The sequence below is a fragment of the Pseudomonas sp. RT4P38 genome (assembly GCF_054897765.1).
In genome coordinates, this window is sequence record NZ_CM142703.1 from 4,179,734 (window position 1) to 4,199,981 (window position 20,248).

Genomic DNA, 20,248 nt, shown 5'->3' on the forward strand with positions numbered 1-20,248 from the left:
ACGCAGAACCTGTGGGAGCGAGCTTGCTCGCGATGATTTCTGATCAAACCCAAATCGCATCCCACAGCGGATACTCGCTCAGCTTCTCTACCAACCCTGCCCGCAATGGGTTCGCAACGACATAACGAGCAAGTTTTACCAAGTCCTCATCTCGCCGCAGCGCCCGATCGTGATAACCCTGTTGCCAAAGGCTGCCTCTTCGACCGGTAGACATGTTCACGGCCCGCGTACTCAATGATTTGGTTTTTTGCATCAGTTCACTCAGTGAACACTGCTGCAATTCGATCAACCAATGAAAATGATCGGGCATGACGACCCAGGCCAAAGACTTCGCCCAGCCTTGTACCTAGGCACTTCGAAATTGGTCGACGACCAACCTGCCCAAGCCGAAATCCTTGAAAACAGGTTCTCGGTCAAGTGTATTGGTGGTCAGTAGATAAACCCTGTTGGGTTCGGGATAGCGGCCAACGCGTAGACGATGTGAAGCGGGTAAGTCAGGCATTCCTTTGCCCTATTCGTGATGAAGTCATGAGGAAGACTAGACCGACGAACGCATGAGTGCGGAGTCAGATTTTAAGCTGGATGTGTCTGGAATATAGCTATCGCGAGCAAGCTCTCTCCCACAGTTTGATCTGCAGCGAACATCAAACATGCGGACGACAGAAATCCCCTGTGGGAGCGAGCTTGCTCGCGAAGAGGCCGGCACATTCAACATCTATGTCGCTGGTAACTCCGCTTTCGTCGGAACGCCGCCCGGAGCAAGCTCGCTCCCACAGGTTATGTGTTCGCTTCAGATAGCGCCCTGCGCAGGTCTGCCGCGGCATCGGACAAGGCTTGCGCAGCGCGCTCGACAAACGGCGCCATGCTGATAAATCCGTGAATCATGCCCTCGCAGCGCTGCACACGCACCGACACGCCGGCTTCCCGCAGACGCAAGGCAAGCGCCTCGCCCTCATCCCGCAAAGGATCAAACTCGGCGCTGATCAGGGTGGTCGGCGGCAAGTCCGCCAACCGGTCGGCGCGCAATGGCGAGGCCAAGGGATCATCCCCCTGATCGGCATCCTGCAGATACTGCTGCCAAAACCAGTACATCATTGCACCGGTGAGGAAATAGCCCTCGGCAAAATCCTCATAAGACTGACTGTCGCAGCGTGCATCGGTGACCGGGTAAAACAGGCACTGATAACTGATTTTCGGCCCATGGCGTTGCGCCGCCAGGAGACTGACGGCGAGCGCCAGGTTGCCCCCGGCACTGTCCCCGGCCAAGCCCAGCCGGCTGCCATCGACGCCCAGTTCAGACGCATGCTCGACCAGCCAGCAGGTGGCCGCATAACAATCGAGTGGTGCCGCCGGGAAATGGTTTTCCGGCGCCAGTCGGTAGGCGACCGACACCACCACCGCCTCCGTCAGACTGGCGAGTGAACGGCAGAGGTTGTCATGGGTGTCGAGGTTGCCCATGACAAAACCGCCTCCGTGGAAGAACACCAGCAGCGGCAGGTTGTCCTGCTCCAGTGGCCGATATAGCCGCGCATCCAGCTCGCCCACCGCGCCGGCGACCCGCAGGTGACGCACTTCGATCATCGGGTCGCCGGGGATGGCGGGTAGCAGGTTGTCGGAAAACTGCCGATATTGCTTGGCATCGAGCTGGCTGAAGTCGGGCTCCGGCAGGTCGCGAAATTGCTGGAGTACCGCGGTGATCTGCTTATCGAGCGGCATGGGCATCTCCCTCTACATCGGTCATTTGAAACTGCGGATTGGTTTCTTCCAGGATGCTTTGCACCCTTCGCTCAAGGGCGGGTTTGAAACCTTTGTGGGGGAAGATCCAGAAGCGCTTTTCAGCGATGGCGACGAACACGTGCGCTGCCAGCTCAGTCGGCGTCATACCTTGGCGAATCGTGCTGTCGAGCAGCTGACTGAATGAAGAACCGGCTGTGTCCACCACCTGGTTCGAGGCCATGATTTCACTGGCCACCGGACCTGGGCACAGCACTGAAACCGACACCGGCGCGCCGAGCATGATCAATTCGTAATGCAGGGTTTCCGAAAGAGCGACCACGGCCTGTTTGGTAACGTTATACGGCGCCATCAACGGACTGCTGACCAGGCCCGCAAGGGACGCCGTGTTGATCACATGGGCGGCTCGCCCCTGACGCAGAAACAACGGGACGAAACTGCGAATGCCGTTGATCACCCCGTTGAGGTTGACGTTCAGCATCCGTTGCCATTGCCTCTGAGTGATTTCCCAGCTGTAGCCGGTCTGCATCACTCCAGCATTGTTGAACAGCAGATCAACCCCGCCAAAGTGCTCGACGGCGATATCGCGCAAGCGCTCAACCTGTGCCAGATCGCCTACATCCGTGACGCAAGCCATCGCCTGCGCACCGCCAGCCTGTAATTCATCGCACAGCGCTTGCAGGCCTGGGGCATCCAGGTCGGCCAACACCAGACGCATGCCCTCCTTTGCCGCGTGTTCGGCAAGGCCTCGGCCAATACCACTGGCGGCACCGGTAATCACCGCGACCGGCCCTTGTTCATTGCTCATCGCCAACTCCTGCACTGGGTCCAATGGCGTCAGTAGAGCGGGCCAGCGTTAACCGGCCATCGTCCGTTCAGACGATGCCCGCTTTTACAGGGGCGGCAGAATCCCTGATACGCGCCAAACCCGTGAACCTTGGGAGAATAATAAGATGAGTACCCTGCACCGCATCGAAGCCAAACTGCTGGAAGACCGCTATGCCCGTGGCTGGCATTGTCTGGGTCTGGCCGCCCAATACCGCGACGGCAAGGCCCATCGACTGGAGGTGTTCGGCACCCGGCTGGTGGCCTTTGAGGGTGAAGACGGCGAGCTGCATATTCTGGATGGCTACTGCCCGCACATGGGCGCCGACCTCAGTACCGGTTGTGTTGAAGGCAACTCGATTCGCTGCCCGTTCCACGCCTGGCGCTGGGGTGCCGACGGTGTCTGTGATGACATTCCTTACGCCAAGCGTATTCCGCCACGGGCCCGACTCAAAAGCTGGCCGCTCATGGAAGAAAACCAGCTGCTGTTCGTCTGGAATGACCCGGAAGGCAACCCGCCGCTCCCTGAGCAACGCATCCCGCGCATTGACGCTTGCTTCAGTGACGAGTGGGCCGCGTGGGAAGTCGCCGAACTGCAGATCGGCACAAACTGCCGCGAGTTGATCGACAACATCGCCGACATGGCGCACTTCGGCACGGTGCATGGCGCACCCGTCGAGGCGTTCAGCAACGTCTTCGAAGGCCACCTGGCCACCCAGATCATGAGCGCACGCAGTGAGCGCCTGTCCGGTGACAGCGTGTTGAGCACCGTGGCCACCTACTTCGGCCCGGCCTACCAGATCACCGAAATGACCGGCGCGATGAACGGCCAGCCGATCCATTCGATCCTGCTCAACTGCCATGTGCCGATCGACCTCGACAGCTTCACCCTGCGCTACGGCGTGCTGGTGAAAAAGATCCCGGGGCTTAGCGAAGAACAGAATCAGGCGATGGCAAAGGCCTATGTGCAACAGGCCCAGGAAGCCTTTTACGAAGACGTGACCATCTGGCACAGCAAGACCCGCGTCGACAACCCGCTGCTGTGTGACGGCGACGGCCCGGTCTATCAGTTGCGCCGCTGGTACGAGCAGTTCTACACCGACATCGCGGCACTCTCGGCCGACGTGCTGGAGCACAAACGGTTTGTCGTGCGCGCCAGCGAACGGGCCTAATTCCCACGGCCTGTCGCGCTCCCTGCGCCTGACCGGCTGCCGCCCGTCAGGCCTTGAGCCCGAGCGTTGCAAGGAGTCGATATCGGCGCTTATTCTCGGCCACCGCCAACGCTAATAATAAGAACGGTTTTCCCTATGCAGCAGAGCCTCAGCCTCGATACGTTCAGTGATCTACTCGGCAACCTCTATCAGGGGCCGCTGGAAACCATTCCCTGGGCGACCTTTCTCAACCAGCTCAACGTGTACCTGGAAAGCAAGTACGTGACCTTCATCCTGCGCCCGCCCAGCGCGCATGTGGACGGTCTGATGGTCAACACCACTGGCACCTCGACCGAGGCGACCGCGTCGTACAACAAACACTTTTTTACCCTCGACCCGTTCGTCGACCTGCCCAACCGCCAGGTGGTGACCCTCGCCGAGTTCGTCTCCAACGACGATTGGCAACACTCGGAGTTCTACAAGAATTTCCTCGAACCGGTGGATGTGTTTCACATCCTCGGCGCCGACATCAACACCTGCGACGGCGCCCAGTGCCGTATCCGCATCAGTCGCGGACGCGATGACAAGGCCTTCGGCAACGAAGAGAAAGCCTTGCTGACGCATTTCATTGCGCACCTGGAACGCTCGATCAAGATCCACATGCAGCTCAATCGCATCGAAGCCGAACGCAACCTTTACGCCGGTGCGGTGAATCAGATGGCGGTCGGTACGATCATCCTCGACGAAGCCGGAAAAGTGCTGCAGACCAACCAGGTGGCCGATCGGCTGATCCAGGAAAAAGACGGCATCAAACTGGTCAACGATGGCCTGCAAGTCGGTACGGCACGTGACACCCAGGAGTTCCGACGGCTGGTGAAGCAGTCGCTGCTCTCGCAAAAGAGCAGCAATCCTTCGGTGGTCGAAGCCCTTCGGGTGCAACGACCATCCGGGCGTGCGGACCTGGGAATCATCGTGCGTTCGGTGCCGTTGTCGGACTGGAGCGAAGGCAAGCAGTGCCCTACGGTGGTCATTTTCATCAGCGACCCGGAGCAACAATCCACCGCCCCCCAGGAGATCGTCCGCGCATTGTTCGACTTCACCCCGGCGGAAACCCAACTGGCGATGTTGTTGGCCAACGGCTTGACCCTCGACGAAGCCTCCGAAGAGCTGGGCATTAGCCGCAACACTTCGCGGGCACACCTGCGGTCAACCTTCTCCAAGACCGGCGTGACCCGCCAGACCATGCTCGTGCGCCTGATTCTACGCAGCGTGGCAACCTTGGGCTAATGCGCATTTCTCCGCCCTCGTCCGCTTGGACGATGGCGGCCACTCCCACACGGCGCACAGTGGCTCCATCCCAACCAGGGGCCTGACCATGCGCAACTGTCCAACCATCCTCAAGACTGAACTGCTGGCTGAAAGCGGCCATTTCCAGATCGAAGCGCTGCACCTGCAATTCAGCAACGGCCAGCAGCGGGTTTACGAGCGTCTGCGCGGCACCGGCTATCGCTCGGTGATGCTGGTGGCGATGCCCGATCCGCTGCATGTGTTGCTGGTCCGTGAATATGCGGTAGGTGTCGAAAAAACTGTACTCGGTCTACCCAAGGGTGGCGCAGAACCCCATGAAGACTACCTGCAAGCGGCGCAACGCGAACTCTGCGAAGAAGTCGGGCTGCGCGCCGCACGCCTCAGCGAACTGGGTGAGCTGACCCTGGCACCGGGTCACCTGTGCCATCGCTACCGGGTAGTGTTGGCCGAACAGTTGAGTCCCTGCCAACTGGTCGGCGACGAGCCCGAACCGTTGGAATGCCTGCGCGTGCCGCTGGCGCAGATCCCCGACCTGGTGGCCCGCGGCGAACTCAACGAAGCGCGGGCCATTGCTGCACTGTTCATGGCCATGGGCGCATTGGCCGCACGCAAAACCTGTGGGAGCGAGCTTGCTCGCGATGAAGCCGGCACATTCAACATTGATGTCGCCTGACACTCCGCCATCGCGAGCAAGCTCGCTCCCACAGGGGATCGAAGTCGTACGCAAACACCCGGGCTGGCCCCTAACCAATGTGGGAGATCAAGCTTGCTCGCGATGAGGCCGGTACATTCAACATTAATGTCGCCTGACACACCGCCATCGCGAGCAAGCTCGCTCCCACAAGGAGCCTGTGTAGTCCATTCGGACGAAGCCACATCCCGCCGACCGCAATAACGTGCCTCTACAACAATAAAATCCGTGTCGAGGCTCGCTATGCGAAAAGTCACCTGTGCCCTGTTCATCATCGTCTGCGCCAGCAGCACCGCCAGCCTGTGTCAACGCTTCAAGAATGAAGCCTACCGACCGACCACGGCGTTCATCAGTTGCTCAGCCAGTGCCATTAATTGCTATCCCCCGCTGGTGCGTAATCTGCTCCCATAAAAAAACCACCGGGCCTGCAAGCAAGGCCGGTGGCTTTTTTGTGCTGTCGCCAGATCAGGTTGGCAAGACACCCCGCGAACGTGACAGGGTCAGCGCCAGGTCTTCGATCATGTCTTCCTGACCGCCGACGGTGCCACGTCGACCCAATTCCACCAGCAGCTCACGTGCGGCAATGCCATACTTTTGCTCGGCACGTTTGGCGAACAACAGGAACGAACTGTAGACCCCGGCGTAACCCAGGGTCAGCGCATCGCGGTCGAGGCGGATCGGCTGGTCCATCATCGGCACCACCAGGTCCTCGGCAACGTCCATGATCCGATACAAGTCGATGCCACTGTTGACGCCCATCCGTTCAAGCACCGCGACAAACACTTCGAGCGGCGTATTGCCCGCCCCTGCGCCCAGCCCCGCCACTGAACCGTCGATACGTGCGGCGCCCGCCTCGATCGCGGCAAGGGAATTGGCAATCGCCATGCCCATGTTGTGGTGACCGTGAAAACCAACTTCGGTCCCGGCACTCAGCCCAGCTCGCAATGCAGCGATTTTCTCAGTGACTTCATCAGGCAGCATGTAGCCAGCCGAGTCAGTGCAGTAAATGCAGTTGGCCCCATAACTCTCCATCAACCGCGCCTGCTCCAGCAGTTTTTCCGCGCTGACCCTGTGCGCCATCATCAGAAAGCCGACGGTATCCAGGCCCATCTTCGCTGACATGCCGATGTGCTGGCCGGAGACGTCCGCCTCGGTGCAGTGGGTGGCCACACGAATGGTCGACACCCCGTGTTCATGGGCCATTCTCAAATGATCGAGGGTGCCGATACCCGGCAACAACAGCGCCGAGACCTTGGCCTGTTTCATACGCGGGATCACCGCCGCGAAGTATTCCTCGTCACTGTGGGCGGGGAAACCGTAGTTCAGCGACGCACCGCCCAGGCCATCGCCGTGGGTGATTTCGATCAGCGGCACGCCGGCCGCATCGAGACCGGTCGCTACCGAGATCATCTGTTCCAGGCTGATTTGATGCTGTTTGGCATGCATGCCGTCGCGCAGGCTCATGTCGTGCAGACGGACGCTCTTACCTTGCAAATTCATGGCAATTCTCCACTCAACGGACGGGCAGTTGCAGGGTGCCCTTGTGGGCTTCTTCGGCGAACATCTCGGCGGTACGCAGCCCCGCAGCGGTCATGATGTCGAGGTTGCCGGCAGACTTTGGCAGGAAGTCGCCGAGGCCTTCGACTTCGATGAAAATCGACACCTTGTGCCCATCGAACACCGGGCCATTGATCAGCTTGTAGCCGGGAACGTAGCGCTGCACCTCGTGAACCATCTGCAACACCGAGGTGCGAATGGCGTCCTGATTCGGTTCGTCATCCGTCAGGCAGTGGATGGTGTCGCGCATCATCAGCGGTGGCTCGGCCGGGTTGATGACGATGATTGCCTTGCCGCGTCGTGCGCCGCCGATCTTCTCCACCGCACCGGCCGTGGTACGGGTGAATTCGTCGATGTTCTGACGGGTGCCCGGGCCGACCGAACCGGAGGACACAGTGGCGACGATCTCGCCGTAACTCACCGACTGGACCCGCGACACTGCCGCGACCATCGGAATGGTCGCCTGGCCACCGCAAGTCACCATGTTGACGTTCATCGCCAACGTCGCGGCGTGCTCCTTGAGATTGACCGGCGGCACGCAGAACGGGCCGATGGCCGCTGGCGTGAGATCAATCATGATCACCCCCAGCGCGTTGAGCTTGCGGCTGTTTTCCGCGTGTACATAAGCCGACGTGGCATCGAAGGCGATGCGAATATCATCGTCGAGTACATGGGGCAGCAGCCCGTCGACGCCCTCGGCCGTGGTTTTCACGCCTAATTCACGGGCGCGTTTAAGGCCCTCGGATTGGGGGTCGACGCCGACCATCCACACCGGTTCGATCCATTCCGATCGGTACATTTTCATCAGCAGGTCAGTGCCGATATTGCCCGGGCCGATAATGGCCGCTCTGAGTTTCTTGCTCATCCGGTTAAACCCCACAGGTCAGGCGCAGAAGGACACCTGGGCACTGCCCAGGCCATCGATAGTCAATTCAAAACGGTCGCCCGCACGCGCAGGCTCCAGCGGCACCAAAGAGCCTGAGAGAATGATTTCCCCGGCCTTGAACGGAATACCGAAGGCGCCCAGGGTGTTGGCCAGCCAGGCCACTGCCGTCAGCGGATTACCCTGCACTGCCGAGCCCAGGCCTTCGCTGAGAGGCTCGCCATTCTTGAACACGCGCATGCGCAAGTTGGGTAAATCCAGCGTCCGTGGATCGACCTGAACATCGCCCAGCACGAACACGCCGCAAGAGGCGTTGTCGGCGACGGTGTCTTGTATACGAATGCGCCAGTCATGAATTCGTGAGTCGACTATCTCGAAGCACGGCATCACGTATTCGGTCGCTTCCAGCACGTCAGCTTCGGTAACACCGGGGCCGATCAGATCGTGCTTGAGCGTGAAGGCAATCTCGCCCTCGGCGCGAGGCTGGATCAGCTTGTTCGCGGCGAGGGAGATTTGCGCGTCATTGGCAAATGACATCTGCCGGGTGATGAAGCCGAAATCCGGCTGATGCACGTTGAGCATTTGCTGGACCGCCGCCGACGTTACACCGATTTTCTTGCCGACAATCCGGTCACCGGCGGCCACCCGGCGTTCGATGCTGTAGAGCGAAATATGGTAAGCATCCTCGATGCTGATCGCCGGCCAGCGCTCGGTCAGCGGCGCCAGGGTGGTGCCACTCAGGAGCGCCTGATAAAGCTCTTCGCCGTATTGATGACGCAGTTGTTCACTCATGAGCGAGCCTCCTCAAAGAACGCCAGGCACTCGCGGTTGAACAGCTCACGGTGCTCGACCATGACCCAATGCCCGCATTCGCTGAGCAGTACAAAGCGGATGTTCCGGCAGTGCTGCATCATCGTTTGCGCGCCAGACACCGGGCAGAATTTGTCGTTCATGCCCCAGAAACCGAGGATCGGACACTGCAACTCACCGAGGCGCGAGGTCATGTTCGGTACTTGCATGGTCGACAACACGCAGACCGGTTGCTGTCGCACCACGGCGACCCGCTCATTGACCGTCTCGTCGTTGATCAAGGACTCATCGAACAATTGCAGCGCCAGCAGCCGACGCATTCCTACCGCATCGTGCAGTTCACCCTTGGCGAACGCCGCACCCATTTTCTGGATGCCTTCCATCTGCAAGTAATACTGTTCTTTTTCCATCAGGCCGCCGGGCGCCATCAGCACCAGCCGGCTGACCCGCTGCGGTTGGTCGAGGGCCAGTTTGATCGCGATCGCACCGCCCAAAGAATTGCCGACCAGCACGCATCGCTGGATATCCAGGGCATCGAGCAAATCGCTCAAGGCGGCGACAAAGAAGTCCAGGGTGTAGAGAGTGTCGGGTTTATCCGATGCGCCATAACCGGGCAGGTCCGGGACTATGGTCCGGTAACCGGCCGCGACAAACGCCGGGTAGTTTTGCTTGAAGTTGCTGTGACCACTGGCGCCAGGTCCGCTGCCGTGAATGAATATCACCGGCTCGCCGCTGCCGACGTCCTGCCCGCCGATGTCCAGATAGTGCAGCTGCAAACCCTGCGGCAGCGTGACGAAGTGCCCTTGCGCTAATGCGCCCATAAGGTGTCCTCCCGGCCTATTGTTGTCGCCGGATTATTCCGAGCGCCCGGGCAAACAACATCGTCCGACAGGACTACGCCGCCCTAGTCTTTTCGGACGTTGGCCTATGGGTGCCACGCACCTAGCATCGACAGCATTCCCGAGCGACAGAACGAGGCATCCCATGCTTGATCCGATGGACTTTCGCGGCAAAGTGGTACTGGTCACCGGCGGTGGCAAGGGTGTCGGTCGCGGCATCAGTCAGCGTTTTATCGACTGTGGTGCCGAAGTGGTGATTTGCGGTCGCGAAACACCGGACACCCTGCCTGCCAGCGCTGGGCGCGAGGCGGTGTTTCTGCCCTGCGACCTGCGGGATGTCGAGCAGTCCGGCCGATTGATCGACAGTATTGTCGAGCGTTTCGGTCGCCTCGATGTATTGGTCAACAATGCCGGCGGTTCACCGAATGCCGACGCGGCCAGTGCCTCGCCGCGTTTTAGCGAAGCGATCATCCGCCTCAACCTGTTGGCGCCGCTGAATCTCTGTCAGCAAGCCAATCAGGTGATGCAGGCGCAGGTCGAAGGTGGTGCAATCATCAATATTTGCAGCGTCAGCGCCACCCGTCCCTCCCCCGGCACCGCCGCTTATGGTGCGGCGAAGGCCGGGCTGCTGAACCTCACTACCTCGCTGGCGGTGGAATGGGCGCCCAAGGTGCGGGTCAATGCCGTGACGGCCGGGTTGATTCTCACCGAGCAGGCGGCCATGCATTATGGCGATCAGGTGGGCATTGCCCGGGTGGCGGCGACCATCCCGTTGCAACGCCTGGCGGCTCCGGAAGACATCGGCGATACCTGTCTGTACCTGGCATCAACGCTGGCACGTTATGTCAGCGGCGCGGACATCACCGTGCACGGCGGTGGCGAACGCCCAGCCTTTCTCGACGCGGCACAATCCAATTGAACAAGAGGAATTCCAACATGCCCGCGATTGCCAGCCACAGCGTCCTGCTTGACCTTACCCCGGCCGCTGCCTGGGCCAAACTGCATGACCTGAGCCTCGCCCCGCATTACGTGCCGGGCTTGACCGGATGCCAGTTTCATCCCGGCGCACGTGAAGGGCTCGGCGCCAGTCGCCGGGTGTTCCGCAAGGGGGGGCAGTGGCTGGATGAGAGCGTGGTGCAATGGCAGGACGGTGTCGGTTTTGTGCTGATTTTGCACAAGGCCAGCGGCGGCGCGCCGTTCCCGTTCCGCGAAGCCAGCTTCAGTTATGCCTTGCAGGCCGAGGGTGACGCGACACGCATCACCACCCAAATGAACTACAGCCTGCGCGGTGGCAGGCTGATGGAATGGTTGCTGGCCAAGGCGTTCAACAACGTCGTGCGCCAGATTGCCGAGAACCTCAAGGCCTTCTACGAAACCGGGCAGACGCAGAACCGCGACCTGGTCACGCCGCACCTCGCGGCGTCAGATTGACCTCGCTCCAATAGGCTTTCATCGAGCGGATCTTGCCGTCCGCATCGAACTCCATCACGTCGATCACATGGATCGAGCGCGGTTGCCCGGCCCATTCCATATCGACTCGAAACGGCATCGCCCCACAACCGTTCGTCGTCGCCCGAACCGGGCCGGTCAAGGTCGCCGAGACTTTGCTTGCGCCCAGACCTTCACGGTAGAAGCGTTCGATGGCGACAAGGCCCTGAATCGGCGGTTGACCGACGGGGTCTTCTACCATCGCGTCCTGACCATACAGCGCAATGATTGCGTCGATATCACCGGCATCCACCAATTCCACATAACGCGCCATGGTCGCTTGAATCTGTTGTGCACTGACCATTCAGACCACCTCGAACAGTGCGGCGGCACCCATGCCGCCGCCGATGCACATACTCACCACCACGTAACGCAATCCGCGGCGCTGCCCCTCGACCAACGCGTGACCGACCATCCGCGCACCGGACATGCCAAAAGGATGGCCCACCGAAATCGCACCACCGTTGACGTTCAGGCGTTCCATGGGAATGCCCAGGGTGTCGCGGCAATACAGCACCTGACAGGCAAACGCCTCGTTCAACTCCCAGAGGCCAATGTGGTCCACAGTCAGTCCATGGCGCTTGAGCAGTTTCGGGATGGCGTAGACCGGGCCGATGCCCATCTCATCGGAGTTGCAGCCAGCGACCGCCATCCCGCGATAAATCCCCAGCGGCTCCAGGCCACGTTTCTCGGCCAATTTGGCACTCATCAACACCGAGACCGAAGCACCGTCGGACAGTTGCGAGGCGTTGCCGGCGGTGATGAAGCGGCCCTTTTCACTCAACTGACCGCCCGGCCACACCGGTTCCAGCGCATTCAGGCTTTCGCGGGTGGTGTCGATGCGGTTGCACTCGTCGCGAAGCAAGGTGACGGCCTCAAAGCGGGTTTCTCCACTGGCCTTGTCGAAGATCGCCTTGCGGCTGGTCAGCGGCGCGAGTTCACGGTCGAACAATCCATTACTCTGGGCCAGCGCGGTACGCACCTGACTCTGATAGCTGTATTCGTCCTGTTCCTCGCGGGAAATCCCGTAGCGTGCGGAGACGATCTCGGCGGTTTCGATCATCGGAATGTAGGCACGGGGATCGAGATCGATCACGGCGCCGGACTGGTTGCGATAAAGGTTCTTGTGCTTGTTCTGCACCAGCGAAATCGACTCCAGGCCACCGGCCACGGCAATGTCGATTTCATCGCACATGATGCCTTTGGCGGCCATGGCAATGCTCATAAGGCCCGATGAGCATTGGCGTTCGACGGCCATCCCCGCGACCGAGGTCGGCAAGCCGCCGGCAATCGCGCACAGACGCCCCAAGTTATAAGACTGCGTGCCCTGCTGCGCCGCCGCGCCGATGATCACATCGTCCACTTCGCCCGGCTCGATGCCGGCGCGACGTACGGCTTCGCGCACCACATGGCCGCCAAGCTGCGGGGCTTCGGTGTCATTGAATGCACCGCGAAAGGCTTTGCCGATCGGGGTACGGGCGGTCGAAACGATGACGGCTTCTTTCATGCTGGATTCCTCGAATGTTCTGCTAAAGGGTTCACGCGGGGTAGTAACGGCTGATGGTGTCGACCACACAGCCGGGACGTTCCTCGCCGTCGATTTCGACGCTGACGCGAAGGGTCGCCTGCACGCCGCCCTTGACCTCCTCGACCGCCATCAATTGCGCACTGCCGCGCACCCGCGAGCCAACACGCACCACCGTGGGAAAGCGCACCCGCTCGCAACCATAATTGACGCCCATGGCAATGCCGCGCACCTCGACGATTTGCGGTAAAAACAGGTTGACCAACGCCAGGCTCAGATAGCCATGGGCGATGCAGGCGCCGAAGGGACCGCTGGCTGCTTTGAGCGGATCGACGTGAATCCACTGGTGATCACCGGTCGCCTCGGCGAACCGGTCGATGCGGTCCTGCGCAAGAACCAGCCAGTCGCTGACGCCTAGCACCTCTCCCACGGCATCGTGCAAGGCGAAGGGTGTGTCGAAAACACGTGGCATGTTCAAGCCCTCTGACTGGAAACCGACAACACTTCGCCGGTCATGTAGGAGCTGTAGTCGCTGGCCAGAAACATCATCACGTTGGCCACTTCCCAGACCTCGGCGGCACGGCCAAACGCTTCGTTGGCGGCGAGCTGATCAAGCACCGCCTGAGGGGCGGACTTACGCAGGAAATCGTGCAACGCAATGCTCGGGCTCACCGCGTTGATGCGGATCCCGTAGTCGGCGGCCTCAACCGCGGCGCAACGAGTCAACGCCATGACCCCGGCCTTGGCCGCGGCGTAGTGCGACTGCTCTTTCTGCGCCCGCCAGCCCAGCACCGAAGCGTTGTTGACGATGACCCCGGCACGCCGCTCGATCATCTTCGGCAACATCGCACGGGTCATGCGCATGGTGCCGGTGAGCGTCACATCGAGGACCCGGCTCCACTCCTCATCCGTCATGTCCACCAGCAGCCGTGAACCACCTAGACCGGCGTTGTTGATCAGCACATCGACACCCTGCAGATCACGCTCGGCGCAGGCAATCAACTGTTGAACCTGAGCTTCGTCAGCGACATTGCAGACCTGACCGAAGACCTGTTGCAGACCCGTCGTTTCGCGGATCTTCAACACCGCTTCTGCCAGCCGGCCTTCATGGATATCGCTGATCATCAAGGCGCGGCAACCCTCCTCGGCGGCACGCACCGCGGCGGAAAAACCGATACCGGCACCGGCCGCGGCCGTGATCAGCACCGACTTGTCACGCAACAGGCCGTGACCTGCAACATAGTGAGGAACAGACATGGAAAACTCCTTGGTCAGGTAGGCAGGCGCGGTTCTTTGGGCATTCCCAGGGCGCGCTCGGCGATGATGTTGCGCTGGATCTCGTTGCTGCCGCCGTAGAGGGTGTCGGCGCGACTGAACAGGTACAGCGATTGCAAACGAGTGAGTTGGTAAGGCGCGGCCTCCAGCACTTCGGCCTCGGCGCCGAGGACGTCCATCGCCAGCTTGCCGAGGCTGGCGTGCCAGGTGGACCAGAACAGTTTGTAGATGGTCGCTTCCTTGCGCAGCGAACCGTCCTGCGCACCAGACAGCATGCGCAGCGAGTTGTAGCGCATGATCCGCAACCCGCTCCAGGCTTCGGCCAGGCGCTGGCGCAGGATCGGATCACGCGCGGCGCCATTGGCCCGGGCGATGGCGATGATTTCATTCAGTTCATTGTGAAATTGCATCTGCTGGCCCAAGGTCGAAACGCCGCGCTCGAAACCGAGCAATGCCATGGCGATCTTCCAGCCCTCGCCCGGCAAGCCGACGATGTTCGCAGCATCTGTTCGGGCGCTGTCGAAGAACACTTCATTGAACTCCGAGGTGCCGGTCAGTTGCTCAATCGGGCGCACGCTAATCCCGGCCTGCGCCATCGGCACCAGCAGAAACGACAAACCGCGATGGCCGACACTGCCAGGCTCGGTGCGGGCGATCACAAAACACCAGTCCGACTCATGGGCCAGCGAGGTCCAGACCTTCTGCCCATTGATGACCCAACTGCGGCCATCTTCATCCAGCACCGCCCGAGTCTTGACGTTGGCCAGGTCAGACCCCGCACCCGGCTCTGAATAACCCTGGCACCAGAACGCCGTGCCACTGACGATTCCGGGTAGAAAGCGCTGTTGCTGGTCGGTGTTACCGAAAGCGGCGATAGTCGGCCCGGCCAGCCCTTCGCCGATATGCCCCATTCGCCCGGGGCCGCCAGCACGCGCGTATTCTTCGTGGAAGATCACCTGCCGGGTGAGCGTCAGCCCGCGCCCGCCGTGCTCCGGCGCCCAGCCGACACAGGTCCAGCCTCCCTCTGCCAGTTTGCGTTCCCAGGCTTTGCGTTCCTCGGGAAACATATGCTCATCACCCGGGCCACCCCGAAAACGAAGGTGCTCGAATTCACCGCACAGGTTCGCGCTCAACCAGTCGGCCACTTCCTGACGGAAGCACTCGTCCTGCTCACTGAAACTGATTTTCATGGCTGCTCTCCAAGAATCACTGCGGCAATCCGCTCGCGATGCCAGGCAGGTAGCCCGAGAAAGCTTTCGCTGGCACGGGCGCGCTTGAAGTAGAGGTGCGGGTCGTATTCCCAAGTGAAACCGACGCCGCCGTGCAACTGGATCGACTCGGACGCGCAATGGAAATAGGTTTCAGAGCACTGCGCCTTGGCCAGCGCCGCCGCTAGCGGCAGCTCGGCGGCCACCTGCGGGTCGCCTTCAGGATCGAGGACTTCCTGGGCCACGCAGGCCGCGTAGTAACTGGCCGAACGTGCGCATTCCACCTGCAGCATCATGTCGGCGGCACGGTGCTTGAGCGCCTGAAAACTGGCAATGGGTCGACCGAACTGCTGGCGTTCCTGCATATAGGCAACGCTCAGGTCGAGCACCTGCTGCGCGCCACCGGTCTGTTCGGCAGCCAAGCCGATGCAAGCCAGTTGCAGGACCCGCTCCAGGTGCAGCCAGCCCGCGCCGAACTCACCGAGCAGGCAGTCAGCGCTGAGGTACAGCCCCTTGAGCTGAACCCGTGCCTGACGACGGGTCTGGTCCATGGTCGGCAACATTTGACGCTCGACCCCTGCCCGGTCCGCGTCCACGGCGAACAGGCTGATGCCCGCCTCGCCGGTCGATCCGGGAACCCGTGCGGCGATGATCAAGACGTCAGCGCTGTGCCCGTCGAGCACATGATTAAGGGTTCCATCAAGCACAAAACCCTCGCCCTCGGTCACCACCGTGGCCTGAACATCCGTGGCCGTCCAGCCGTTGGCGCTGCTGAAGGCCAGCGTAGCGGTGAGGCTGCCGTCGGCGATCAAGGGCAGCCAGCGTTGTTTTTGTTGTTCGTTGGCGGCCAGCAACAGCGCTGGTGTGGCCATGCAGGCCGTGGCGAAGAACGGCGAACACAGCAAGCGCCGGCCCATCTGTTCCAGCAAAATCGACAGTTCGACAAAGCCCAGACCCAGGCCGCCGTACGCTTCGGGAATATGAATCGCCGGCCAGTACATTTCGTGGCACAGGCGCTGCCAGAGCGCCTCGTCAAAACCTCGCTCGCTGATCATCGCCGCTCGCACGGCGGTAGAATCCGAGACATCGGCGAGAAAGCCCTCGGCCGATGCGCGGATCATTTCCTGTTCGTCGCTGAACGCAAACTCCATCGCGGCGCCTTCTGCTCGTTTGGCGGGGCACGCATGAAGCGACACCCCTCTGACCTTCGAGTTTGGTGCCAGCGGCACACTACAGAATCGTCAGCCCTGCCTAGTCCGAATGGGCGATGTCGAGGCCGATCCGCCGAGGAAGGAATGGAATGTTCGGCCTGTTGTCCTCCTCTGCCGGTGATCTCAGGAATTGAGGTGGGGTTGCTGGCGTTCTTCGAGAACTCGTTCGCGCAACGTATCGAGAAACAGTTTGAGCACCGGCGAGTCATCGTCTGCGCGGTAAGTGGCGTACAGCGGCACTTCCGGCAACGCTGGGGTCAGTCGGCGGAACACCAGCCCGGCTGGCGCCAGCTGCTCGATGGACGCTGGCAACAACGCCACACCGAAACCGGCCTGCACCAGGCTGAGCAAGGTTTGAACCTCGATCACCTGTTGGCGGATTTGTGGGGTAAAACCGGCCTTGATGCAGCACTGATAGAGAAAATCAGCAAACCGCGACTGCTTGAGTTCCAGCGCCACAAAAGGCTCCTGTGCCAAGTCCGCCGGCGCCAGGCTTTCGCATCGAGCCAAAGGATGATCGACTGGCATGACCACGCGAATCGGCTCGTAGATCAGCAGTTCATTGCGCAACTGCGGATCGTCATAGCCGACCCGGAACACACAGGCATCGATGCGTTTCTCCTTCAACGCCATGACCTGTGCCGCCGGCGTCATTTCATGCAGCCGCCAGGACACCTGAGGATAGCGCTCGCGGAAGAGGTGTAAGGCCCGCGGCAGCACGCCAACCATCACCGAACTGATCATGCCGATTTCCAGCTCGCCCAACTGACCACGACCGGTCTGACGAGTCAGGTCCAGCGCGCGGTTCAGTTGTTCGAACACCAGCGGCGCCTGTTCCTTGAGCACCTGTCCGGCCGCCGTCAGCTCGACCCGGTGATGGCTGCGCTCGAACAGCGGTGTACCCAGTTCCTCTTCCAGCAGACGAATCTGCTGGCTCAGCGGCGGTTGGCAAATGTGCAAACGCGTGGCAGCCCGGCCAAAGTGCAGCTCTTCAGCAAGGGCCATGAAATACCGCAGCAATCGCAAGTCCATGACGGCTATCCCAGGGTCAGTGGCGTCGAGCGCTGGCGCACACCGGTCAAGCTGAACAGTGCATTGGCGATGGCCGGGACCACCGACGTGCTGCCCAGTTCACCGACACCTCCAGGTTTGCTCGGCTCGCCGTCCAGTACCAGAATATCTATCGCCGGCATGTCCGACATCCGGGGCACCCGGTAATCATGGAAGTTGCTCTGCACCACCCTGCCCTGTTTGATGTCCATGCGGTCGAACAGCGCGTGGCCGAGGCCCCACATCAAGCCGCCATAGATCTGCTCTTCGACACCGCCCGGCGACACCGCCAGGCCGCAATCGACCACGCAGGTGAGCTTATCGACCTTGATCACACCGTCTTTTTTCGAAAGTCTGGCGACCACCGCAATGAAGCTGGTGTAACCCTGATTGGTGGCGATCCCCAAGGCTGTCCCTTCCGGCAATGGCTGGCCCCAACCGGCACGTTCGGCGGCGTTCTTCAGCACCGCGACGTGCCGGGGCCGGCCTTGCATGTTGGCCAGGCGAAAGGCCAACGGATCCTGTCCCGCGCTGTGTGCCAATTCGTCCATGAAACTTTCGACGGCAAACACATTGGGAATGAAACTCACGGAGTGATACCAACCGCTGGGCACGTTGCTTTCGTGCCTGACCCAGACCAGGTCCAGATTCGCAGGACGATAAGCAAAGTCCCACGCGGTGATAGCCTCCGTCGTGCTGTAGTCCATGTGATCGGGGCGTTCGAAATAGCCTGGTTCCCACTGTTCCGGCGAAGCCGGTGAGACAGCGTCAAGTTTCAACGCCGTGAGTTTGCCCTGAGCATCCAGCGCACCTTTGACTCGATGCAGAGTCGCCGGGTGCATGAACAGCGAACGCATTTCGTCTTCACGGCTGTTCATCAACTTGACTGGCACCTTGGCCTCCTGCGCCAGGTATGCCACTTCGAACAACCAGTACTTGGCCTCCCGCGCCCCGAAGCTGCCGCCGGACACCAACTCGTTGATGGTGACCTTGTCCTTGGCGATCTTGCACACCGTTTGCGCTGCTTCCAGCGCCGAAGATGGCACCTGAACGCCGCCCCAGTAAGTAATGGCGTTATTCTTCACCTGGGCGGTAATGCAGATCGGTTCCAGCGGGTTCTGCACCTTGTACGGCATGAGGTAATCGGCCTCGAGCAGCTTCGCGGCTTTCGGCCACTGAGCGCTCACGTCACCTGCAACCATGGCGGACACCCGTTGTGCGTTTTTGTCGTCGATGGCCGTCGCTTGCGCCGTCGCCAGTTGATCGCTGTCGAAACCGGCCAGGGGCGAATCGCTCCATTGCACCTTGAGCAACGCACGCCCCTGTTGGGCGGCCCAGTAGTTGTCCGCGAGCACTGCGACGCCTTCCTGATTGCCGCCCAGCACATCTGGCCGGCCGGGAATCGCGATCACCTTACGCACGCCCGGTACTTGCAACGCCGTACTTGAATCCACCGAGACAACCTTGGCGCCGATCACCGGCGTGCGCTGAATCACCGCCACCAGCATCTCTGGCAATTCCACGTCGATGCTGTACTTGAAGCGCCCGCAAACCTTGGCCGCCGCATCGCGCTTGTGCCGCAGTTTGCCAATGTACTTGAACTGCGCGGGGTCCTTCAGAGTGACCTTGGCCGGTGCTGGCAACTTCGCGGCAACACTCACCAGCTCACCGTAACCCAGGCTGCGTTTGCTGGCGGAATGCACCACCCGGCCCTCTTCGGTTGTGCAACTGTCGGGACTGACTTTCCATTGCTTGGCCGCCGCAGTGATCAGCAGTGCGCGCGCCGTGGCACCGGCCATCCGCAGGCGATCGTATTCCAGCGAAACACTGGTGCTACCCCCCGTCGAGAAGACTTTCCATATCGGGTGAATGTAGGTTTCAAAGAACGGATTTTCCGGCGATATCACCTGCACGGTCATCGGGTTGACGTCCAGTTCCTCGGCCACGCAAGCGGCCAATGCGGTATGGGTGCCTGTGCCAGAATCGTGTTTGTGTACCACCAGTTTCACCGTGCCGTCGGGCAATACCCGAACCCAGGCGTTGGGCTCGAATTCACCTGCAGGCTCAGGTCCTTTCGGGTCCGTAGCGGCGATGCCTGAGGGCAGATAGAACGCAATGGCCAGGCCGCCAGCAACAGTGGCTGCCTGCTTGAGAAAGAGACGGCGCGGCAGTTCGATCGGTGTGTCGTCGATAAACGTCATCACGCCTCCTTCGGCGCAGCAGCTGCGCGCTTGATGGCTTTATTGATTCGCCCGTAAGTGCCGCAGCGGCACACGTTGCCGGACATGGCGTTGCGGATCGAGTCATCGGTGACTGTCGCACCGGTGTTGAGCAACGCGGCCGCGGACATGATCTGCCCGGATTGACAGTAACCACATTGCGGGACATCTTCGGCAACCCAGGCCAGTTGCAGCGGATGCTGTTCGGTGGGCGACAAGCCCTCGATGGTGGTGATGCTGTGCCCCGCCACGGCGGCGACCGGCAGTTGGCAGGAACGTACTGCGACACCGTCCAGGTGCACGGTACAGGCACCGCACAGGCCCATGCCGCAACCGAACTTGGTGCCGGTGAGTTTCAAGTGATCACGCAACACCCATAACAAGGGCATGGAGGGCGATGTCTCTACCAGCTCGTGTCGCTCGCCGTTTATCGTGAATTCGATCATTGTCAGGCTCCAAGAGAGCGGCCCGTCT

General features: G+C 60.9%; 21 protein-coding genes and 1 pseudogene. 6 read left to right on the forward strand and 16 right to left on the reverse strand.

What is annotated here, in order from left to right:
- Positions 1-43: 43 nt before the first annotated feature.
- The 3 genes and pseudogenes from ACYZT7_RS19320 to ACYZT7_RS19330 form a co-directional block, all read right to left on the reverse strand.
- Positions 44-502 (reverse strand): annotated as a pseudogene (locus ACYZT7_RS19320) (REP-associated tyrosine transposase).
- A gap of 275 nt (positions 503-777) precedes the next feature.
- The gene (locus tag ACYZT7_RS19325; RefSeq protein WP_462037819.1) at positions 778-1,716 is read right to left on the reverse strand and encodes an alpha/beta hydrolase; all 939 of its coding nucleotides are present in this window, start codon (positions 1,714-1,716) and stop codon (positions 778-780) included.
- Positions 1,703-2,542: an SDR family NAD(P)-dependent oxidoreductase gene (locus ACYZT7_RS19330; RefSeq protein WP_462037820.1), complete on the reverse strand. Its 840-nt coding sequence runs from the start codon at positions 2,540-2,542 to the stop codon at positions 1,703-1,705. The genes ACYZT7_RS19325 and ACYZT7_RS19330 overlap by 14 nt, the downstream gene beginning before the upstream one ends.
- A gap of 145 nt (positions 2,543-2,687) precedes the next feature.
- On the opposite strand from ACYZT7_RS19330, the gene ACYZT7_RS19335 reads away from it, so the two are divergent.
- The 4 genes from ACYZT7_RS19335 to ACYZT7_RS19350 all read left to right on the forward strand — a co-directional run bounded on the left by ACYZT7_RS19335 (position 2,688) and on the right by ACYZT7_RS19350 (position 6,120).
- On the forward strand, positions 2,688-3,731 hold the full coding sequence (locus tag ACYZT7_RS19335) for a Rieske 2Fe-2S domain-containing protein (protein WP_462037821.1): 1,044 nt from the start codon (positions 2,688-2,690) through the stop codon (positions 3,729-3,731).
- A gap of 135 nt (positions 3,732-3,866) precedes the next feature.
- Positions 3,867-4,997 carry a helix-turn-helix transcriptional regulator gene (locus tag ACYZT7_RS19340; protein WP_462037822.1) on the forward strand — a complete coding sequence of 377 codons (1,131 nt, stop codon included), beginning with the start codon at positions 3,867-3,869 and terminating at the stop codon, positions 4,995-4,997.
- Between the two features lie 88 nt (positions 4,998-5,085).
- A complete protein-coding gene (nudE, locus tag ACYZT7_RS19345) occupies positions 5,086-5,691 on the forward strand; it encodes an ADP compounds hydrolase NudE (RefSeq protein ID WP_462037823.1) in 606 nt (201 codons plus the stop codon).
- Positions 5,692-5,952: 261 nt separating this feature from the next.
- Positions 5,953-6,120, forward strand: coding sequence for a hypothetical protein (locus ACYZT7_RS19350; protein ID WP_462037824.1), 168 nt, complete (start codon positions 5,953-5,955; stop codon positions 6,118-6,120).
- A 54-nt stretch (positions 6,121-6,174) separates the two neighbouring features.
- Here ACYZT7_RS19350 and dmpG read toward each other — a convergent pair whose 3' ends face one another.
- The 4 genes from dmpG to ACYZT7_RS19370 are packed head-to-tail and all read right to left on the reverse strand — an operon-like array spanning position 6,175 to position 9,780.
- Positions 6,175-7,209: a 4-hydroxy-2-oxovalerate aldolase gene (gene dmpG, locus ACYZT7_RS19355; RefSeq protein WP_461997767.1), complete on the reverse strand. Its 1,035-nt coding sequence runs from the start codon at positions 7,207-7,209 to the stop codon at positions 6,175-6,177.
- A 13-nt stretch (positions 7,210-7,222) separates the two neighbouring features.
- Positions 7,223-8,131 carry an acetaldehyde dehydrogenase (acetylating) gene (locus ACYZT7_RS19360; protein ID WP_462037825.1) on the reverse strand — a complete coding sequence of 303 codons (909 nt, stop codon included), beginning with the start codon at positions 8,129-8,131 and terminating at the stop codon, positions 7,223-7,225.
- Positions 8,132-8,149: 18 nt separating this feature from the next.
- Positions 8,150-8,941, reverse strand: a complete 792-nt coding sequence (locus ACYZT7_RS19365) for a fumarylacetoacetate hydrolase family protein (protein WP_462037826.1) — start codon at positions 8,939-8,941, stop codon at positions 8,150-8,152.
- Complete coding sequence (locus ACYZT7_RS19370) at positions 8,938-9,780, reverse strand: alpha/beta fold hydrolase (protein WP_462037827.1); 843 nt, start codon at positions 9,778-9,780, stop codon at positions 8,938-8,940. Before ACYZT7_RS19370 ends, ACYZT7_RS19365 begins: the two co-directional genes overlap by 4 nt.
- A 163-nt stretch (positions 9,781-9,943) precedes the next feature.
- Between ACYZT7_RS19370 and ACYZT7_RS19375 the strand changes: the two genes are divergently transcribed.
- Entirely contained in the window at positions 9,944-10,717 is a 774-nt protein-coding gene (locus ACYZT7_RS19375; protein ID WP_462037828.1) for an SDR family oxidoreductase, read from the forward strand.
- 17 nt (positions 10,718-10,734) lie between these two features.
- The gene (locus tag ACYZT7_RS19380; RefSeq protein WP_462037829.1) at positions 10,735-11,229 is read left to right on the forward strand and encodes an SRPBCC family protein; all 495 of its coding nucleotides are present in this window, start codon (positions 10,735-10,737) and stop codon (positions 11,227-11,229) included.
- Here the strand turns inward: ACYZT7_RS19380 and ACYZT7_RS19385 are convergent.
- From ACYZT7_RS19385 to ACYZT7_RS19425, 9 genes are all read right to left on the reverse strand, one after another.
- A complete protein-coding gene (locus tag ACYZT7_RS19385) occupies positions 11,201-11,590 on the reverse strand; it encodes a steroid Delta-isomerase (RefSeq protein ID WP_462037830.1) in 390 nt (129 codons plus the stop codon). The genes ACYZT7_RS19380 and ACYZT7_RS19385 overlap by 29 nt on opposite strands.
- Positions 11,591-12,793, reverse strand: coding sequence for an acetyl-CoA C-acyltransferase (locus ACYZT7_RS19390; RefSeq protein ID WP_462037831.1), 1,203 nt, complete (start codon positions 12,791-12,793; stop codon positions 11,591-11,593).
- A gap of 31 nt (positions 12,794-12,824) precedes the next feature.
- A complete protein-coding gene (locus ACYZT7_RS19395; RefSeq protein WP_462037832.1) occupies positions 12,825-13,283 on the reverse strand; it encodes a MaoC family dehydratase in 459 nt (152 codons plus the stop codon).
- A gap of 2 nt (positions 13,284-13,285) precedes the next feature.
- Positions 13,286-14,068: an SDR family oxidoreductase gene (locus ACYZT7_RS19400; RefSeq protein WP_046049738.1), complete on the reverse strand. Its 783-nt coding sequence runs from the start codon at positions 14,066-14,068 to the stop codon at positions 13,286-13,288.
- Positions 14,069-14,082: 14 nt separating this feature from the next.
- Positions 14,083-15,276 (reverse strand): acyl-CoA dehydrogenase family protein, encoded by a 1,194-nt coding sequence (locus tag ACYZT7_RS19405; protein WP_462037833.1) that lies wholly within the window; start codon positions 15,274-15,276, stop codon positions 14,083-14,085.
- Positions 15,273-16,445, reverse strand: a complete 1,173-nt coding sequence (locus ACYZT7_RS19410; protein WP_462037834.1) for an acyl-CoA dehydrogenase family protein — start codon at positions 16,443-16,445, stop codon at positions 15,273-15,275. The genes ACYZT7_RS19405 and ACYZT7_RS19410 overlap by 4 nt, the downstream gene beginning before the upstream one ends.
- Before the next feature lie 183 nt (positions 16,446-16,628).
- Complete coding sequence (locus tag ACYZT7_RS19415; protein ID WP_462037835.1) at positions 16,629-17,537, reverse strand: LysR substrate-binding domain-containing protein; 909 nt, start codon at positions 17,535-17,537, stop codon at positions 16,629-16,631.
- A 5-nt stretch (positions 17,538-17,542) separates the two neighbouring features.
- Positions 17,543-19,756, reverse strand: coding sequence for a xanthine dehydrogenase family protein molybdopterin-binding subunit (locus tag ACYZT7_RS19420; protein ID WP_462037836.1), 2,214 nt, complete (start codon positions 19,754-19,756; stop codon positions 17,543-17,545).
- The gene (locus ACYZT7_RS19425) at positions 19,756-20,220 is read right to left on the reverse strand and encodes a 2Fe-2S iron-sulfur cluster-binding protein (RefSeq protein ID WP_133102821.1); all 465 of its coding nucleotides are present in this window, start codon (positions 20,218-20,220) and stop codon (positions 19,756-19,758) included. Before ACYZT7_RS19425 ends, ACYZT7_RS19420 begins: the two co-directional genes overlap by 1 nt.
- Positions 20,221-20,248 lie beyond the last annotated feature (28 nt).

Bases quoted from the DNA above. Each gene is read 5' to 3' on its own strand.
- ACYZT7_RS19420 (WP_462037836.1), bottom strand. From the start codon at position 19,756: ATGACGTTTATCGACGACACACCGATCGAACTGCCGCGCCGTCTCTTT.
- ACYZT7_RS19405 (WP_462037833.1), bottom strand. From the start codon at position 15,276: ATGAAAATCAGTTTCAGTGAGCAGGACGAGTGCTTCCGTCAGGAAGTG.
- ACYZT7_RS19410 (WP_462037834.1), bottom strand. From the start codon at position 16,445: ATGGAGTTTGCGTTCAGCGACGAACAGGAAATGATCCGCGCATCGGCC.
- ACYZT7_RS19325 (WP_462037819.1), bottom strand. From the start codon at position 1,716: ATGCCGCTCGATAAGCAGATCACCGCGGTACTCCAGCAATTTCGCGAC.
- ACYZT7_RS19415 (WP_462037835.1), bottom strand. From the start codon at position 17,537: ATGGACTTGCGATTGCTGCGGTATTTCATGGCCCTTGCTGAAGAGCTG.
- ACYZT7_RS19400 (WP_046049738.1), bottom strand. From the start codon at position 14,068: ATGTCTGTTCCTCACTATGTTGCAGGTCACGGCCTGTTGCGTGACAAG.
- ACYZT7_RS19385 (WP_462037830.1), bottom strand. From the start codon at position 11,590: ATGGTCAGTGCACAACAGATTCAAGCGACCATGGCGCGTTATGTGGAA.
- ACYZT7_RS19375 (WP_462037828.1), top strand. From the start codon at position 9,944: ATGCTTGATCCGATGGACTTTCGCGGCAAAGTGGTACTGGTCACCGGC.
- dmpG (WP_461997767.1), bottom strand. From the start codon at position 7,209: ATGAATTTGCAAGGTAAGAGCGTCCGTCTGCACGACATGAGCCTGCGC.
- ACYZT7_RS19330 (WP_462037820.1), bottom strand. From the start codon at position 2,542: ATGAGCAATGAACAAGGGCCGGTCGCGGTGATTACCGGTGCCGCCAGT.
- ACYZT7_RS19380 (WP_462037829.1), top strand. From the start codon at position 10,735: ATGCCCGCGATTGCCAGCCACAGCGTCCTGCTTGACCTTACCCCGGCC.
- ACYZT7_RS19340 (WP_462037822.1), top strand. From the start codon at position 3,867: ATGCAGCAGAGCCTCAGCCTCGATACGTTCAGTGATCTACTCGGCAAC.
- ACYZT7_RS19395 (WP_462037832.1), bottom strand. From the start codon at position 13,283: ATGCCACGTGTTTTCGACACACCCTTCGCCTTGCACGATGCCGTGGGA.
- ACYZT7_RS19335 (WP_462037821.1), top strand. From the start codon at position 2,688: ATGAGTACCCTGCACCGCATCGAAGCCAAACTGCTGGAAGACCGCTAT.
- ACYZT7_RS19390 (WP_462037831.1), bottom strand. From the start codon at position 12,793: ATGAAAGAAGCCGTCATCGTTTCGACCGCCCGTACCCCGATCGGCAAA.
- ACYZT7_RS19370 (WP_462037827.1), bottom strand. From the start codon at position 9,780: ATGGGCGCATTAGCGCAAGGGCACTTCGTCACGCTGCCGCAGGGTTTG.
- nudE (WP_462037823.1), top strand. From the start codon at position 5,086: ATGCGCAACTGTCCAACCATCCTCAAGACTGAACTGCTGGCTGAAAGC.
- ACYZT7_RS19425 (WP_133102821.1), bottom strand. From the start codon at position 20,220: ATGATCGAATTCACGATAAACGGCGAGCGACACGAGCTGGTAGAGACA.
- ACYZT7_RS19365 (WP_462037826.1), bottom strand. From the start codon at position 8,941: ATGAGTGAACAACTGCGTCATCAATACGGCGAAGAGCTTTATCAGGCG.
- ACYZT7_RS19350 (WP_462037824.1), top strand. From the start codon at position 5,953: ATGCGAAAAGTCACCTGTGCCCTGTTCATCATCGTCTGCGCCAGCAGC.
- ACYZT7_RS19360 (WP_462037825.1), bottom strand. From the start codon at position 8,131: ATGAGCAAGAAACTCAGAGCGGCCATTATCGGCCCGGGCAATATCGGC.